Source organism: Pantoea sp. X-Soil-TKNS-1211, from assembly GCF_059730495.1.
The window spans coordinates 3,506,396-3,519,654 of sequence record NZ_AP035953.1; the positions used below are offsets into that span (position 1 = coordinate 3,506,396).

Here is a 13,259-nt window from a genome sequence, read left to right on the forward strand (position 1 = left end):
GAAATTTTCTGCCCTGAAAACGGGTGTGGCCAAGGGCAAGACAATCAAAGCTGCGCATCATAGCACAGCGGGTTTTCATACATATGCCGCAGAAATGTAAACCTTAACGACCACCACGGATCAATCCGCCCAGGCCACGTCGTTCCATAAACGCCGAAACCTGATGACGGACTTCCGCAACGGTGTGTGCCGCCACGCCCAGCTCGCTGAGCTTCTGCGCTTCCTCTTTGTCGAGGTGACGCAGCAGATATTTGACGCGCGGAATGTTTTTACCGTTCATGCTGAGGTGGTGATAGCCCAACCCCACCAGCAGCGCGACACACATCGGATCGCCAGCCATTTCACCACACAGACATAGCTCAAGCTTGGCCTTGTGGGCTTCCTGGGCAATCAATTGCAACGCACGCAGCATTGCCGGATGCAACGGATCATAGAGGTTCGCAACACGGGTATTGTTACGATCCACCGCCAGCAGGTACTGGGTCAGATCGTTGGTGCCGACAGAGACGAAATCGATGCGATCTGCCAGATGAGGGATCATAAACAGCATCGACGGCACCTCGATCATCACGCCAAGACGCGGCTTGGGGATGATGTAACCCAGCATCTCCTCCACTTCGCGTCCGGCGCGATCAATCAGGCGGCGCGCCTCTTCGATCTCGTCGATATGGCTGATCATCGGCAACAAAATGTTGAGATTGCCGGACGCCGCGTTAGCACGCAGCATGGCGCGGACCTGCACCAGAAAGATCTCCGGCTGATCCAGCGTTAAACGGATTCCGCGCCAGCCGAGGCTGGGGTTCTCTTCGCTGATCGGCATATACGGCAGTTGCTTATCCGCACCGATATCCAGGGTGCGCAACGTGACTGGCTTGTTATGGAACAGCTGCAACATGCCCTGATATTGCGCCACCTGCTCCTCTTCAGACGGGAAGCCATTTTGCAGCATAAAGGGAATTTCGGTGCGATACAGGCCAATCCCATCGACCCAGCTATCGAGCGCCTGTTCATGTTCCGGGCTGAGACCCGCATTCAGCATCACCTGCACGCGTTCACCGCTTTTCAGCTCGCCGGGCTGCTCAACCACATCTTCGGCCATTTTACTCAGCGCGTTCTCTTCGCTGATCAGCCTTTGGTACTCCTGCACCAGCACCGGTTCAGGATCGATCAACAGCTCACCGCGATAGCCATCGACAATCAGCAAACGTTTGTTGAGCTGGGCAGGCAAAATATCCGCACCCATCACCGTCGGGATACCCATGGCACGTGTCAGGATCGCCGCATGGGAGTTGGCTGCGCCATCACGCACCACCACCCCCGCCAGCCGCTCATGTGGCAGCTCCGCCAGGGTGGTCGCAGTCAATTCATCAGCCACCAGCACGAAACGTTCTGGCCAGGCATTGGTGCCGACCAGGGTGTCGTCGAGATGGAACAGCAGACGCTGGCCCAGCACGCGCAGATCACCAGCGCGCTCGCGCAGATATTGATCCTGCAAGCTGGCAAATTGCGCGGCAAACTTCTCGATCACCGTTTTGACCGCCCATTCCGCCACCGATCCCCGTTCGATCTCAGCAAACAGATCTTTTTTCAGCCGGGCATCAGTGAGCAGGTGCGAATAGAGATCGAAGATCGCCGCACTCTCTTTCTGCACACTGGCGGTGAAACGTTTACTGAAACGGCGGAATTCATTGGCAGCCTCACTCATGGCGACCGCCAGACGATCGCGCTCGCGCTGAATATCCAGCGTACTGGCGGCAGAGACCTGATCGAGCAGCGGCTGGGTTTCATCAACCCAACCAGGGGCAACGGCCACACCGGGCGCTGCGGCAATCGCTTTTACGCGTGACTGGCGAAACTGGCCGAAAAGTTGCCCCAACTGCGATTGGGACAGCAGGGCAGCCATTTGCGTCGCCAGCGTGACCAGAAAGGATTCTTCGCTTTCGTCAAACTGACGATGTTCGCGCTGCTGTACCACCAGCACACCCAGTAACTGGCGACGGCTGATAATCGGCACGCCAAGGAAGGAGCGATAACGCTCCTCTTTAACCGAAGGGATGTATTTGAAGCTGGGATGGCTCTGCGCATCGGCGAGGTTAATTGGCTCGGCCAGACGGCCAACCAGCCCGACGATGCCCTCGTCAAATGCCAGCGTGACCGTACGGCCACGCGGTTTTTTCAGCCCGCGCGTCGCCATCAGGTAGTAGCAACGACGATCGTGATCGGCAAGATAGACCGAGCAAACCTCGGTCTCCATCGCAAGGCAAATCTCGTTTACCAGTAGGTCGAGTGCTTCATTCAGACGCGGCGCACTCGCCACTTTTTCAACTATTTCGCGCAACTGAGTGAGCATAAAGGGCGTGGCCTATCCTCTTTTACGTCGATGGGCTGTCGCATTGCGCTGCCCCGCACTCTCCTGCATAGACATCACCACGCCAGCGAATTCCTTCATTACGCGGCGGTAAACATCACGTTTGAAGGAGACAACCTGACGCACCGGATACCAGAAGCTGACCCAGCGCCAACCGTCGAACTCTGGCGTGCTGCTGTGTTGCACATTGATATCCGCGTCACTACACATCAACTGCAGAAGAAACCACTTTTGTTTCTGGCCGATACATACCGGCTTTGTATCCCAACGCACCAAACGTTTTGGCAATTTGTAACGTAACCAGTTACGGGTTGAAGCAAGTATTCGAACATCTTTACGGTGCAAACCCACTTCTTCAAACAGTTCGCGATACATCGCCTGTTCTGCGGTTTCACCGGGATTGATGCCTCCCTGAGGAAATTGCCAGGAGTGCTGTCCAAAGCGCCTGGCCCATAACACTTGTCCCTGCCTGTTACAGATTACGATACCAACATTCGGGCGGTAGCCATCATCATCGATCACTGGACTACCTCAAAGCTAAATTTGAATAGTCTGATTGTTTCACACTCCTTACAGGCGGTAAACCACTGGATATCAGGGGAGATGACGGAACAATGACAGGATAACTCACAGAGTTTAGCCAAGTTATAAACAGCGACAGGGTTTTCCAGGCGATCTTATTCACCTTTTCTGTGGATAGCTTTGTGTAGAACACGGGAATTAAATGAATAACCACTTAAGAAAAGTCTTACCCCAACAGTACCACCCTTTGATAAAAATAAATAAATTCAAAAAGATAAAATAAGAAATCTCAGATTCATACGCAGAAATCCGAGCTTTGCCTGACACGTCCCGACGGAACTGGTTAAAGATCGACCTCCGTCGTTTTTATCCACAGAGAATGCCCTAAACCTGGTCAAAAATGGGAAAAAAAGCCAACAAATCGCTAAAGTCAAGGCTGTAAATGGAAACAGGGGTAGGTGAAAGTGGAGGTTATCCCATCTTTCTGTGGATAACTGGGTTTAAGATCCTGTTTATTGTCGATAACAAACCGGGATAACCCTCTGCCGCTTCGGCAAAGGCTGAACAGGGGTAAATAAAAAAGCGCGCTGAATCATGCTATTATCTGCGGGATACGCGGTTGTGCTATGTGGACAACCTTTCCAACGCCCTGCTGTCTGTTATTTAACCAACACGAGCAAAGCCATGAGTTTCCCTGCTTTCCCCCCTACAACACCGCAAAGCGAAGCAGAATTACTGCAACGTGCACAGCAACTGGCGGGCCAGACGTTTGCCGAGTTGGCTACCCAGCTCAACCTGCCGATGCCTGCCAATCTGAAACGCGATAAGGGCTGGGTGGGTATGCTGCTGGAGCTGCATCTCGGTGCCAGCGCGGGCAGTAAAGCGGAGCAGGATTTCGCCCACCTCGGTATTGAGCTGAAGACTATTCCGGTCGATGCTCAGGGAAAACCGCTGGAAACCACCTTCGTTTGCGTTGCACCGCTCACCGGTAACAGCGGCGTCACCTGGGAAACCAGCCACGTACGCCATAAACTGGCACGGGTTTTGTGGATTCCGGTTGAAGGCGATCGCGCCTTGCCGTTGGCAGAACGTCGCGTCGGCTCGCCGTTGTTGTGGCAACCCAATGCCGAAGAAGAGCAACAACTCCGTGAAGATTGGGAAGAGTTGATGGATATGATTGTGTTGGGTCAGGTTGAACGTATCACCGCCCGTCATGGTGACTGGCTGCAAATCCGTCCAAAAGCGGCAAACAGCAAAGCGCTGACGGAAGCCATCGGTGAACACGGTGAATCTATCATGACGCTTCCGCGCGGCTTTTATCTCAAGAAGAGTTTCACCGGACCGCTGCTGGCACGTCATTTTTTGCTGACGTAGATACTCTGTTAAGCATCAACACTTTCCCGATGCTTGGTACTAAAAAGTCTCGCTGAATCAAAATCCTGACCGTGCTTTATACAGCTCCATAAGCCGGTCAGGTATTTCCGCATTACTGCGCATATCGCCTGGATTTTCTTCTTACCTCTTTTTATCAGCCCCTGATAAAACATCGCGGCGCGGGGTTCATGCTGCGCAGCACTCAGCGCGGCCATATACAGCGCCCTACGCAGATGACCGTTGCCCGCTTTACCCAGACGTCCCGGACGGTTCACGCTGCTGCCCGACTGGCTCTGCCTCACATGCAGGCCCGCATGACGGCTTACCTGATTTGCCTTCATATCCCGGGGCAGCAGGCTCAGCTCGCCCAGTACAGTAATGGCCGTTGTCTCTCCGACGCCTTTGGCTGAACACAGGCACATGAACGCCGCTTTCAGGGCGCTATTTTTCGCGATGATTTTCAGCGCCAGCGCGTGCAGCTTCTCTACCTTACGGCTGTAATATTCCACGTCTTCTTCTTCCAGCTCCAGCAGGACATCGGCAGTTCCGGCGCGGGTTTCCAGCGCATGAAGACGGTTTTTTGAACGTGTCCGGGACTGAACGGCTCGCGTCATCATGCGGGCGATATCGCGCAACGCCATGCAGTCATCATCCGGAGCCTGCCAGAGTGCAGGCCTCATGCTTTCTCCATATTCAGCCAGCAGTACCGCATCACGGGCGTCAGTTTTGGCAGCGTTCAGGCGCATGGCGGCATAGTGGTGATAACTGGCGGGATTAATGACGCAGACGGGCAGCCCGGCACGGACAAGAGCCACCGCAAGGTCAAAATGGTAGACACCGGTTGCTTCCATAACGATGCGTTCGGGGGACAGCGATATCAGCTTTTTCGCAAAAGCCTGATAGTCCTCAGGTGTCTGATTAAGCTCAGAAACCAGCGTTGTTTTACCGTTAACGCGTACGGCAAAGGTAAAGGTTCTGGCAGAAATATCGATCCCGGCAAAACAGGTCATGTGGCCTCCGGAAGGCAAAATAGCGTAAACTGTTAACCGGTTCCCGACCTCGTCATCTGAGATTGTTCAGCCTGCCTTGTAATGCGAAGTCAGTCTCGCGAGAGAAAGCTTCCTGGTACTCTTCGGCCTGAACAAGGAGGCGGGAGCCACTCTACGTACGAAGTCACTGTAAAAGCTGCTTCCAGCGGCGCACGGCTTCCCGGTTATCAGAACTGATTTCAGGGAAATCATAATCTGACCCTCCAAACATACAAGCGGCGCGATTAATCGCGCGGGTTTTGCCGAAAAACAGCACGATAAATCGCGCCGCTACGGGCACATTAACGATATCGTGTATAATCGCCGTTTAACATTCGTTTAGGATTGAATCTACACATGTTTGACTGGATTGCAGATCCCAATGCCTGGCTGGCACTGGGAACGTTAACCATACTGGAAGTGGTTCTGGGCATTGATAACATTATTTTCCTTTCTCTGGTTGTCGCTAAACTCCCAAAACATCAACAACAAAGCGCTCGACGCCTGGGTCTGATGGGTGCCATGTTAATGCGCCTCGGCTTACTGGCTTCGATTGCCTGGGTCGCCCGTCTGACCAATCCACTGTTTTCACTGATGGATCACGCCTTCTCGGCCCGTGATTTGATCCTGTTGTTCGGTGGCTTGTTTTTGCTGTGGAAATCGAGCATGGAGATCCATGAAACGATTGAAGGTGGTGAAGAAGAACATAAAACCAACGTGCATTCGTTCTTCGGGGCCATCGTGCAGATTATGTTGCTGGACATTATTTTCAGCCTCGATTCGGTGATTACCGCCATCGGCCTGTCGGATCATTTGATCATCATGATGATGGCGGTGGTGATTGCAGTGCTGATGATGATGTTTGCCGCGCGGACCATTGGCGAGTTTGTTGACCGTCATCCTTCCGTGAAAATGCTGGCCCTGGCGTTTCTGATTCTGGTGGGCTTTACCCTGATTCTGGAGAGTTTTGGCGTCCATGTACCAAAAGGTTACATTTATTTTGCCATGTTCTTCTCGATGGCAGTGGAGTGCCTCAACCTGATGCGCAGCAAGAAAGGCGCGGCCTGACAAAGTCAAGGGCGAGTTATGCTCGCCCACTGATTTTAAGAATCATGCGATTACCTCCACCATCAAAAACATTTATTACTACACTTTTGCTGTTGATGCTGTGTAAGGGAGTAGCGAATGAAAGGGTTGGTAAGTGTAATGGGGTTAGTGCTGGCGACGTTGGTTTTAAGTGGTTGCAGCAGTGATTACGTGATGGCGACCAAAGATGGCCGCATGATTATGACGGAAGGCAAACCGGCAATTGATAAAGATACTGGCCTGGTGCAATACACCGACGAAAAAGGCCATCAGATGCAAATCAATGGTGACGAGGTCTCAACCATCATTGAGCGTTAAGTGCCAAATTTCATCGCCTGCGGTATTTTTCCAGCTGTGCAGGCGATTTCCCGAACTTTCCCCCCTTCCTTCCGCGCCGTTTCACGCGCTATAGTCCCACAGGACACAACATTCCATTCCATAATGAAAAAAGGAAGCCGGCAATGCACTATCACCGTATTCCCCATAGCACGCTGGAAGTGAGTCAGCTGGGGTTAGGAACCATGACGTTTGGTGAGCAGAACAGCGAAGCCGATGCGCATGTGCAACTGGATTATGCTGTAAGCCAGGGAATCAACCTGATTGATACTGCTGAAATGTATCCGGTGCCGCCGCGCCCGGAAACGCAGGGATTAACTGAACAATATATTGGCAACTGGCTAAAAAAGCGCGGCAGCCGTGACAAGATCATCCTTGCCAGCAAAGTGGCTGGCCCGGTTCGCGGCGCAGATGCTTCGATTCGTCCTAACCAGGCGCTGGATCGTAAAAATATTCGTGAAGCGCTGGAAGCCAGCCTGAAGCGCCTGAATACCGACTATCTCGATCTCTATCAGTTGCACTGGCCGCAGCGTCAGACCAATTTCTTTGGCAAGCTGGGTTATCAATACACGGAATCGACCGTACCGGTCACCTTGCTGGAAACGCTGGAAGCACTAACCGAGCAAGTACGTGCGGGCAAGATTCGTTATATCGGCGTCTCAAACGAAACTGCATGGGGCGTGATGCGTTATCTGCAACTGGCAGAGAAGCATGAACTGCCACGCATCGTAACCATCCAGAACCCTTACAGCCTGCTGAACCGCAGCTTTGAGGTGGGTCTGGCGGAAATCAGCCAGCATGAAGGCGTGGAGCTGCTGGCCTACTCCAGCCTGGCGTTTGGCACCTTGAGCGGCAAATATCTCAACGGAGCAAAGCCAGCTGGTGCGCGTAACACCCTGTTCAGCCGCTTTACCCGCTACAGCAGCGAGCAGTCACAACAAGCTGTGGCAGCGTATGTTGAGCTGGCGAAAAAGCACAATCTCGATCCTTCGCAGATGGCGCTGGCTTATGTGCGTCAGCAGCCGTTCGTGGCCAGTACCCTGCTGGGCGCGACCACGCTGGAACAGCTGAAGACCGATGTTGAGAGTTTTAATCTGACGCTGAATGCAGATGTGCTGGAAGGGATCGAGGCGATTCACCGTCAGTTTACTTACCCGGCGCCTTGATACGCCCCACGACATTGCGCAATAAATTGCGCCGCTACAATACGTACCATCATCCGTAGCGGCGCGATTTATCGCGTGCCTTTAATGTGCCCGGCCAAAAGATGCGCGATAAATCGCGCCGCCACGTTCTAACTCATCGCGGCTAGCGCCGCCCTTTCCACCATAAAACAGCAATAGCCAACGCAAATATCGCGCCGAAACCGACGCCGGTCGCCACCGCCGGTGCACCCAGCTTAATCGCCAGCGTATACAGGCCCAGCATCAGCAACATCGCGGTGTTTTCACCGAGGTTCTGCACCGCAATCGCATTGCCCGCCCCGACAGTGGCTTTACCGCGTTCCTGTAACAGCGCATTGAGCGGCACCACAAAGAAGCCACCGAGCGCACCAATCAGCATCAGGATCAGGTAGGCGTGCAACAGGCTGTGTTGCAAGGAAAACACCACCACCATCACGCCAATCAATACCCCGGCAGGCATGCAGCGGCGCACGGTTTGCAGCGTCACCAGTTTTGCCGCCGCAGCGGCACCGATCACGATACCAATCGCCACCATCGCATTCAGCGTGGTTGGGGTTTTGTTATCGCTAATACCCAGCGCTACGGGTACCCATAGCACCAGCAAAAAACGCAGCGTTACCCCTGCGCCCCAGAACAGGCTGGTGCCCATCAATGAGAATCGGGTTTCACCATTTCGCCACAGCAACAAAGTTGCCTGAGTAAAGCTGCGCAACATCATGCCAAAGTGCCAGCTCTGGCCGGGACGTGCCGCCAGCAGACGCGGGATAAACAGGTTAGCGATAACCGCCAGACCGTAAGTAAGCGCACACACCGCCAGTGCTGCCAACAGGTGCCAGTCAGCCAGAATACCGCCCGCGACCGAACCCAGCAGAATCGCCGCGATAGTCGATCCTTCCATCAGTCCGTTTGCTTTGACTAACTTATCACCTTGGGTGATTTCACCGAGGATGCCATATTTAGCCGGGGAATACGCCGTCGCCCCAACGCCCACCAGGGTGTAACCGAGGAATGGGTTGAAGCCAAAACAGATAATCAACGCCCCCAGCAACTTCAGGCTGTTGGCGAACATCATCACGCGGCCTTTGGCAAAGCTATCCGCCATCTGCCCGACAAAAGGGGCGAGCAGGATGTAAGTAGCTACAAACAACATTTGCAGAATCGGCTGGCTCCAGTCGGGATAGAACTGGTTTTTCAGCACCGCCAGGGTGGCAAACAACAGGGCATTGTCGCCAAACGCTGAGAGAAACTGCGCCACAATGACCGCCATCATGCCACGCGACAACAGCGGCGTATCCGGGTTTACCGCCTGGCTCATGCCTGTTCCTCTTCGGCCAGTTTTTTCAGGCTGACATAGTCAGGTTTACCGCTGCCGAGTATTGGCAACGGCTTCAGCACGCGGATATCGCGTGGCAGCGCCAGTTCCGGCGCACCCAGCTCACGGGCCGCATTTTTCAGCATCTCGCGATCAAGAAAGCTGTCGGTGGTGAACAGCACCAGCGCTTCACCACGATTGCCATCGGGTCGTAAGGAGGCGGCATGTTGTTTTTCCGGCGAGGCTTTCAGCGCAATCTGCTCGACGATTTCCAGCGAGACCATTTCTCCGGCAATTTTAGCGAAGCGTTTGGCGCGTCCCTGAATCTGGCAGAAACCACCCTCATCAAAGCTGACAATATCGCCGGTGTCATACCAGCCAGATTCCATTTCGCCTTCACCGTTATCGGCCACTGGCAGCTCCAGCACACCTGGATTTTCCACACGTAGATAGCCGGTCATCACGTTCGGTCCACGCAGTTGCAGTCGACCGCCCTGCTCAATACCCGACACCGAAATCAGACGCGAGTCCATCCCCGGCAGAATACGGCCAACGGTATGCGATTTCGCCGCCATCGGCACGTTAATCGCCACCACCGGTGCGCATTCGGTTACACCATAGCCTTCGAGAATACGGATGCCATATTTCTCCATATAGATTTGGCGCGTCCCTTCCTGCAATTTTTCCGCACCCGCCACCACGTAACGCAGACGGGCAAAATCATACGGGCTGGCAAACCGTGCGTAGTTGCCGAGGAAGGTTGACGTGCCAAACAGCACGGTGCAGTTGCGGTCATAGACCAACTCCGGCACCACGCGATAATGCAGCGGGCTGGGATAGAGGAACACCTGCGCGCCGGTCAACAGCGGGGTGAATAGCCCTACGGTAAGACCGAAAGCATGGAACAGCGGCAACGCCGCCATAAAACGGTCGCGCGGGGTGAAATCTGCCACGGTACGAATCTGTTCAACATTCGCCAGCAGGCTTTTATGCGAGTGCACCACCCCTTTGGGATTGCCTTCTGAACCGGAGGTAAACAGCACCATCGCGGCATCTTCTGGCTTTTGCGCCACCAGCGCACGGCGCGGCATCAGCAGATGGCTGAGAATCCACAATTTATCTTTGGTGGTGACGGTCGAACGCAGATCTTCAAGGAAGATCCACTGCACATCAGTCAAGCCTTCAGGCAGATGCCACAGGTTACCTTTATCGAGGAACTGGCGCGAAGTGAATACCGTTTTCACCTGTGAGGCGGTCAGCGCCGCACGCATGCCATTGACGCCAGCCGTATAGTTGAGCATCGCCGGAATACGTCCCCGCAGCGAGGCACCCAGAATCGCCGCCGCCGTCACGGTGGCATTCGGCAGCAGCAGACCGACATATTCGCCCTGGCGACTGTAGCGTTCGAGAATACGCCCCACGCCGAGCGCTTTTTTCAGCAGCCCGGTGTAGCTGTCGGTTTTAAAGTTGATGTCTTCGATGCACGGCTTAAACAGGCCGTAGCGGGTGCGCGCATTGAGGAACGCCTCAAACAGCGTTTCCCGTGGCCGCACCGCCATACGCGCTTCCATCATCACATGATGTAAGTGCTCGCCAGCCAGAATACGCCGGTCACGCGCACGTTTAGCTTCCGGCATCGGGATAACCGTGGCAGGTAAGATGCTCAGGGTAATACGCGGAAACAGGCGGCGTTTAAACACTCCGGCAAGGCGACCAAACGCGGTGTATTCCGCGCCTTCGATACGCATCGGCACCACGGTGGCACCCGATTTCGCGGCCACAAACCCGGCACCACTGTAGATTTTCATCAGCGAACCGGTGACGGTAATACGCCCTTCCGGAAAAATCACCACCGGACGGCCTTCGTTGATCAGGCGTACCAGATGTTTAATCGACATCGGTTTGGTCGGGTCAAGCGGCACGAAGTCGATGAGCGGCTTCAGAATACGCATAAACCATTGATCGCTGATCGATGAATAGACGGCAAACACCGGTTTGATCGGCAGGAATAGTGCCACCAGCACGCCATCAAGAAATGACATGTGGTTAGGGGTGATCAACACCTTGGGTTTGTTCAGTACCGTCAGATCACCGCGCAGCTCGACGCGCCATAGCAGGCGGCAGAGGAAACGCAGACAGGTGAATAACATGCCAGCTCCTTAGCAGTCGTTAAAAATGGCCCCTACGATGCAGGATTAAGGGATTTTCGACAAGTAGCGGTGCGATTTATCGCGCGGGGCGACACGATAAATCGTGTTACTTGCCAGTCAGCGGTTTGGCTCCGAGAAGGTTCCGCCCGCCAGACATTGTGGAGTTTCAGCTGCAACGTGCAGGCGGACGGCACGCGCGGATTCGCCATCCCTGGCTCATTCCGCTCTCTCGCCGTATCCATGCGGCTCGGCCTGGCCTTCCCTCTGCGCTCGGCGCCGTGGATGCCGCCCCCCCCACCGCCTGTGAGCCAGGTGCTCTCTTCATTGCGCGATAAATCGCGCCGCTACAAATGACCATGCCTTATCTGTAGCGGCGCGATTTATCGCGCAAAAAAAGGGTGCGGCCTGGCACCCTTTGCTCGGTCGCCGCACCGGCGAACTGCAACTACATCAGCCCAAGGCGAACGAAACCACCTCGATGCAAAACTACCTAGTGCGAATTATCCGCCTGCCAACCCCCGCCCAGCGCAGCAATCAGCTCAACGCTGGTCACCCACTGGGTGCTTTGCGTCGACAGCAGGGTCTGCTGCTCACTCAGGCTGCTGTTTTCAGTGGTGGCAACGTCGAGATAGTCGATCATCCCCGCCTCATACTGATTACGCGTCACACGCGCGGATTCCTGCGCCGCGGCAGTGGACAGTTGCAGTGAAACCATTTCGCCTTTCAGCGTGTTCAGCTCCACCAGATAATCTTCCACTTCCTGCATCCCTTCCAGCACAGCCTGACGATAGCTGGCAACACTGGCGTCATAGGAAGCCCTCGCCTGCTCCACTTTCGCCGAGGTCGCGCCAAAGTCCAGCAGGGTGCCACTCAGTTCCGGTCCCAGCGACCAGACGCGGTTCGGCAGCGAGAACAGGTTGCTGAAGGTCGACGAACTGACACCCCCGCTGGCGCTCAGCGTCAGATCCGGGTAATAACCCGCAATCGCTACCCCCACCGCCGCATTGGCCGCCGCCACATTACGTTCGGCATAGGCGATATCCGGGCGACGCTGCAACAATTGCGAAGGCACGCTGTTGGGGATTTCCGGTAAGGTCGCCTCCAGTTTCGCCACCGGCAGTGAGAAATCAGCCGGTGCACGGCCTATCAGCAAGGCAATCGCGTGCTCCAGTTGGGCGCGCTGCCACTGATAATCCTGCGCCGAGGCACGGGCGCTCTCCAGCTGCATCTGGGCCTGCGCCAGGGTGGCGCGTGATTCACTGCCCGCCTGATATTTGTTCTGAATCACCGTCAGGTAACGCTGATAAGCGTCGACGCTGCGCTGATACAGGGCAATTTTTTCGTCCATGATGCGCAACTGGAAATAATCCTGCGCCAGTTCGGACTGCGCGCTGAGGGTGATATTCGCCAGTTCAGCGGCGCTCGCCTGGGCGCTGGCTTTGTTCTCTTCCAGCGTACGGCGCAGTTTACCCCACAGATCCAGCTCCCAGCTGGCGCTCAGCTCAGCCTGATGGCTGTTGCTGACGCTGCGTTGGCCGGTGGTACTGGCACGACTGCCACTGCGGGTGGTGCTGGCGTCATAGCTGACGGAGGGGAACAATTCCGCGCGTGACTGCCCCGCCAACGCCTGAGCTTCGCGATATTGTGCCGCATAGTTAGCAACGTTCTGGTTGGAGATGCTGACCTGACGCAGCAGGCTGTCGAGCGTGGTATCGTGGTACACCGACCACCATTCACCTTTGCTCTTATCATCCTGCGGCGTGGCCTGGGTCCAGCCTTTGGCCTCTTTAAAATGGGTCGGCATCGCCATCGTCGGACGCTGATAATCAGGGCCAACGCTACAGCCTGCCAGCAGCAGCGCCATAAAGATCGGGGTAATTCGTAACGACATTTTCATGG

At 55.0% G+C, this 13,259-nt stretch carries 10 protein-coding genes; 4 read left to right on the forward strand and 6 right to left on the reverse strand.

Annotated elements, in window-relative coordinates:
- Positions 1–103: 103 nt before the first annotated feature.
- Positions 104–2,350, reverse strand: coding sequence for a phosphoenolpyruvate--protein phosphotransferase (gene ptsP / locus AC6I8W_RS16590; protein WP_497835881.1), 2,247 nt, complete (start codon positions 2,348–2,350; stop codon positions 104–106).
- 12 nt (positions 2,351–2,362) lie between these two features.
- Entirely contained in the window at positions 2,363–2,890 is a 528-nt protein-coding gene (rppH, locus tag AC6I8W_RS16595) for an RNA pyrophosphohydrolase (protein ID WP_497835882.1), read from the reverse strand.
- Positions 2,891–3,574: 684 nt separating this feature from the next.
- Here rppH and mutH point away from each other — a divergent pair.
- Positions 3,575–4,264, forward strand: coding sequence for a DNA mismatch repair endonuclease MutH (gene mutH / locus AC6I8W_RS16600; RefSeq protein ID WP_497835883.1), 690 nt, complete (start codon positions 3,575–3,577; stop codon positions 4,262–4,264).
- Positions 4,265–4,272: 8 nt separating this feature from the next.
- Here the strand turns inward: mutH and AC6I8W_RS16605 are convergent, their stop codons facing one another.
- On the reverse strand, positions 4,273–5,274 hold the full coding sequence (locus tag AC6I8W_RS16605; protein ID WP_497835483.1) for an IS110 family RNA-guided transposase: 1,002 nt from the start codon (positions 5,272–5,274) through the stop codon (positions 4,273–4,275).
- Positions 5,275–5,649: 375 nt separating this feature from the next.
- Between AC6I8W_RS16605 and AC6I8W_RS16610 the strand changes: the two genes are divergently transcribed.
- The 3 genes from AC6I8W_RS16610 to AC6I8W_RS16620 all read left to right on the forward strand — a co-directional run bounded on the left by AC6I8W_RS16610 (position 5,650) and on the right by AC6I8W_RS16620 (position 7,880).
- The gene (locus tag AC6I8W_RS16610) at positions 5,650–6,360 is read left to right on the forward strand and encodes a TerC family protein (RefSeq protein ID WP_497835884.1); all 711 of its coding nucleotides are present in this window, start codon (positions 5,650–5,652) and stop codon (positions 6,358–6,360) included.
- Positions 6,361–6,477: 117 nt separating this feature from the next.
- Positions 6,478–6,696: a YgdI/YgdR family lipoprotein gene (locus AC6I8W_RS16615; RefSeq protein WP_480365460.1), complete on the forward strand. Its 219-nt coding sequence runs from the start codon at positions 6,478–6,480 to the stop codon at positions 6,694–6,696.
- Between the two features lie 143 nt (positions 6,697–6,839).
- Positions 6,840–7,880, forward strand: a complete 1,041-nt coding sequence (locus AC6I8W_RS16620; RefSeq protein WP_497835885.1) for an NADP(H)-dependent aldo-keto reductase — start codon at positions 6,840–6,842, stop codon at positions 7,878–7,880.
- Between the two features lie 142 nt (positions 7,881–8,022).
- Here AC6I8W_RS16620 and lplT read toward each other — a convergent pair whose 3' ends face one another.
- The 3 genes from lplT to AC6I8W_RS16635 all read right to left on the reverse strand — a co-directional run bounded on the left by lplT (position 8,023) and on the right by AC6I8W_RS16635 (position 13,257).
- Positions 8,023–9,213, reverse strand: coding sequence for a lysophospholipid transporter LplT (gene lplT / locus AC6I8W_RS16625; RefSeq protein WP_497835886.1), 1,191 nt, complete (start codon positions 9,211–9,213; stop codon positions 8,023–8,025).
- Positions 9,210–11,360, reverse strand: coding sequence for a bifunctional acyl-ACP--phospholipid O-acyltransferase/long-chain-fatty-acid--ACP ligase (aas, locus tag AC6I8W_RS16630; protein ID WP_497835887.1), 2,151 nt, complete (start codon positions 11,358–11,360; stop codon positions 9,210–9,212). The genes lplT and aas overlap by 4 nt, the downstream gene beginning before the upstream one ends.
- Before the next feature lie 490 nt (positions 11,361–11,850).
- Positions 11,851–13,257: an efflux transporter outer membrane subunit gene (locus AC6I8W_RS16635; RefSeq protein WP_497835888.1), complete on the reverse strand. Its 1,407-nt coding sequence runs from the start codon at positions 13,255–13,257 to the stop codon at positions 11,851–11,853.
- Positions 13,258–13,259 lie beyond the last annotated feature (2 nt).